Annotated in this window: 5 protein-coding genes; 3 read left to right on the top strand and 2 right to left on the bottom strand. The window is 63.0% G+C overall.

What is annotated here, in order from left to right:
- Nucleotides 1-630 (top strand): LLM class flavin-dependent oxidoreductase (locus EN964_RS28580; RefSeq protein ID WP_164776050.1); only part of this gene is annotated, 630 nt, incomplete at its 5' end.
- Nucleotides 631-641: 11 nt separating this feature from the next.
- Complete coding sequence (locus tag EN964_RS28575) at nucleotides 642-1,160, top strand: flavin reductase family protein (RefSeq protein WP_127271356.1); 519 nt, start codon at nucleotides 642-644, stop codon at nucleotides 1,158-1,160.
- A gap of 20 nt (nucleotides 1,161-1,180) precedes the next feature.
- Here the strand turns inward: EN964_RS28575 and ubiG are convergent, their stop codons facing one another.
- Nucleotides 1,181-1,930 carry a bifunctional 2-polyprenyl-6-hydroxyphenol methylase/3-demethylubiquinol 3-O-methyltransferase UbiG gene (gene ubiG, locus EN964_RS28570; protein ID WP_023811162.1) on the bottom strand — a complete coding sequence of 250 codons (750 nt, stop codon included), beginning with the start codon at nucleotides 1,928-1,930 and terminating at the stop codon, nucleotides 1,181-1,183.
- 286 nt (nucleotides 1,931-2,216) lie between these two features.
- Here ubiG and EN964_RS28565 point away from each other — a divergent pair, with 286 nt between their 5' ends.
- A complete protein-coding gene (locus EN964_RS28565; protein ID WP_127266721.1) occupies nucleotides 2,217-2,786 on the top strand; it encodes a putative glycolipid-binding domain-containing protein in 570 nt (189 codons plus the stop codon).
- Nucleotides 2,787-2,797: 11 nt separating this feature from the next.
- On the opposite strand, the gene EN964_RS28560 is transcribed toward EN964_RS28565, so the two are convergent.
- Nucleotides 2,798-3,686: ATP-binding protein (locus tag EN964_RS28560; RefSeq protein ID WP_127277017.1), on the bottom strand; the 889-nt coding region annotated here is incomplete at its 5' end.

Below are 3,686 nucleotides of genomic sequence, written 5' to 3'. Positions count from 1 at the left end.
CTGTGGGATCGCACCGAGGCGTTCGACTGGGACGGCACCTATTTCAAGCTGAAGAACGTGCTTGGCGATCCGCGGCCGTCGGCGCGCCTGCCGATCCTCAACGCCGCCGGCTCGGAAGAAGGGCGCAAATTCGCTGTCCGCAATGCGGACTTCCTGTTCACGCCGGCAATCGATCTGTCACGCTCCAGGGACGAGATCGCCGCGCTGAAGCAACAGGCGGTCGCCGCCGGCAGCACTGTCGACGTGCTGACCTTTGCCCATGTCGTCTGCCGGCCGACCGAGAAGGAAGCGAAGGATTATCTCGAGCATTTCGCCCGCGCCAATGCCGACTGGGCAGCCGTCGACAATCTGGTGAAGCTGCAATTTGCGCATGCGCAGTCGTTCCCGCATGACCTCCTGGCGCTCATCCGCGATCGGATGGCGGCGGGCCATGGCGGCTTCCCGCTCACCGGCACGGCCGAACAGGTCGCTGATGGGATCACCGCCTTGCACGAGGCCGGATTTCGCGGCTCGACGCTGTCCTTCGTCGACTATGTCGAGGAATTCCCGTATTTTCGCGACACCGTCCTGCCTATCCTCGAACAGCGGGGCATCCGTATCGCAGCGGCCGCCATGCAGTCGGCGGCCTAGGAGCAACCCCCATGACCGAACCAACGACTTCGGAGGCAAATCCTGTCGGTGTCGCGGATTTTCGGGCCGCGATGCGGCTGATCGTCGGCAATGTCAGCGTCATCACCGCTGGCACCGGCGAGGATCGCTCCGGCCTGGTGGTCATTTCGGTCGTCTCGCTGTCGGCCGAGCCGCCCAAGGTGATCGCCTGCGTCAACAGGTCGTCGTCGACCTGGCCGGTGATCGAACGCTACCGGCATTTCGGCGTCAATTCGCTTGGCCCCCAGCATCAGCGCGTGGCCGAGCGGTTCTCCGGCTTTGGCGGCATCAAGGGCAAGGACCGCTATGAGGGCGCCGAATGGATGACGCTCAAGACCGGAGCTTTACTGCTTTCGGACGCGGTGGCCGCGTTCGACTGCAGCCTCGACGAGATGATCGATCGCGGCACGCATTCCATCGTCATCGGCTCGGTCGAGGCCGTGCGCACCCACGATGCCGGCCAGGCGCTGATCTACTGGCGCGGCGGCTACAGGCCGCTGAAATCTGAATAAGGCCAGAATTCAGAATAAGATCAGACCGAGCCTTTTTCCGCCAGGACCATGTAGTTGACGTCCATGTCCTTCGACCGCGCCCAGCGGTCGGCCAGCGGGTTGTAGGTGACGCCGGTGCGGTCGATGATGGTCAGGCCGGCGCCGCCCAGCGCCTTTTCGAGCTCTTCCGGGCGCACCAGCTTGCCGAACTGATGGGTGCCGCGCGGTAGCCAGCGCAGCACATATTCGGCGCCGATGATGGCTAAGCCCAGCGCCTTCAGCGTGCGGTTGATGGTGGCCACGAACATGATGCCGCCGGGCCGCACCATCTCGCCGCATTTGGCGACGAACAGGTCGATGTCGGCGACATGCTCGACCACTTCCATGTTGAGGATGACGTCGAATTTCTCGCCGGCGTCGGCAAGGTCCTCGGCCGTCGTGGCGCGATAGTCGACGCTGACATTGCCCTCGGCGGCGTGCAGCTTGGCCACTTCGATGTTGGTTTCGGAGGCATCCGCGCCCACGACTTCGGCGCCAAGCCGCGCCATCGGCTCGCACAGAAGTCCGCCGCCACAGCCGATGTCGAGGATGCGCAGGCCCTCGAAAGGCCTTGCAGCGCGTGGGTCACGGCCGAAGCGCGTCGCTATCTGGTCGCGGATATAGGCCAACCGGACCGGATTGAATTTGTGCAGGGGACGGAACTTGCCGTTCGGGTTCCACCATTCGGCGGCAAGGGCGGAAAAGCGTTCCACTTCTCCGGCATCGATTGTCGATCGTCGGGGCTCTGGCATGGGTTGGTCTCCTCGACACTACAGCGCCGCACGTCCTCTTGGACGCGCAAAGGACGCTGTAGCACTTTAGATTCTGCGCATGATCCTTTCCGAAATCGACTTCGATTTCGGGGTCGTGCGCTAGGAAGTCGGGCGTGAGGCCGCGAATGTCAAGGCAACAATTTTCCTCTGCCGGCAGGGACCCGGATTCTGTCAGGGCATGTCAGCTGAAGCGCGCCGCGGTGAAACACAATTGGCCTGGCGGGCGAAGGAATACATCATCGTTTTGAATTCGAAGGAGGTGACGATGACAGCAATGACGGCTTCGATCCTCTGGCATCGGCTGGACGTGGAGGGGCATGATGCCTGTCTGCTTTCGCAGAACGATGGCGGGCACAGCCTCAAGGGACAAGCCATCTTCATCCAGGACGGCAAGCCGTGCTGCCTCGCCTACGAGGTGAATTGCGATGCCGGCTGGCACACACGGGCGGCGCTTATCGAAGGCTTTCTCGGCACGCGCCAGCTGCACTATGCGATCGAACGCGATTCCAACGGCCAGTGGATGCTGAACGGCGAAGTCCAGCAGGGTGTCGACGGCCTTGTCGATGTCGATCTTGGCTTCACACCGGCATCGAACCTGTTGGCGATCCGCCGGTTCGACCTAGGCATCGGCGAGGCGGCGCCTGCTCCGGCCGCCTACCTGACTTTCCCTGAACTGAGCTTGGTGCGCCTCGATCAGAGCTATCGTCGTCTCGACACCGTTCGCTACGCCTATGCCGCGCCGGTGTTCGGCTATGACGAGACGCTCAACGTCTCGCTGCACGGCTTCGTTGTCGATTATCCCGGCCTGTGGAGAAGTGCGGCTGCGTCAGGCTGAAGCGATTGTGATCAATCCGCTGCGACCTGCGTCGTGCCGAGCACGTCACGCAGTTTCGCCGCCAGTTGCTCGATGGTGAAGGGCTTGGCGAGGAAATGCACGTCGTGGTCGAGCACGCCGTTGTGGACCACCGCGTTCCTGGTGAAGCCGGTGGTGAAGATCACCTTCAGCAGCGGCATGCGGGCAACGGCCTCTTCCGCCAGCTTGCGGCCGTTCATGACGGGCATGACGATGTCGGTGAACAGCAGGGCGACGTTCGGGTTCTCCGCCAGTTTCTGCAACGCTTCCTCGCCGCTCGCTGCATGAATGACGGTGTATCCGAGTTCGCGTATGGCCTCAGTCGTGGAGACCCGCACGCGGGCATCATCCTCGACGACAAGGATCGTTTCGGTGACCGGTGCGGCGGTGTTGTCGCCTCGCCCCGTGGGCACGGCCGGCTCTTCGGGGCCGAAATACCGCGGCAAGTAGATCTTGATTGTCGTGCCTTCGCCGGGTTCGGAATAGATGTTGACATGGCCACCCGACTGCTTGACGAAGCCGAACACCTGGCTCAACCCCAGGCCGGTGCCCTTGTTGACCGCCTTGGTGGTGAAGAAGGGCTCGAAGGCCTTGGAGATGACATCGGGGGTCATGCCCGAACCGGTATCGCTGACGGCGATCATCACATACTGGCCGGCCGCGACTTCGGCATGGGCAGCGGCGTAGCTGTCGTCGAGATGGCTGTTGGCGGTCTCGATGGTCAGCTTGCCATCATCGCCCATGGCGTCGCGGGCGTTGACGGCCAGGTTGAGAACGGCGTTCTCGATCTGGCTCGGGTCGGCATGGGTTTTCCACAAGCCTCCCGCCAGCACCGTTTCGATGCGGATGGTTTCGCCGAGTGCCCGCCGGATCAGGTCGGAC

Origin of the sequence: Mesorhizobium sp. M7A.F.Ca.CA.001.10.2.1, from assembly GCF_003998575.1 — a bacterium.
GTDB lineage: Bacteria > Pseudomonadota > Alphaproteobacteria > Rhizobiales > Rhizobiaceae > Mesorhizobium.
The sequence above is the reverse complement of the archived record's forward strand: the minus strand, read 5'-3'. Positions and strand labels throughout refer to the sequence as shown.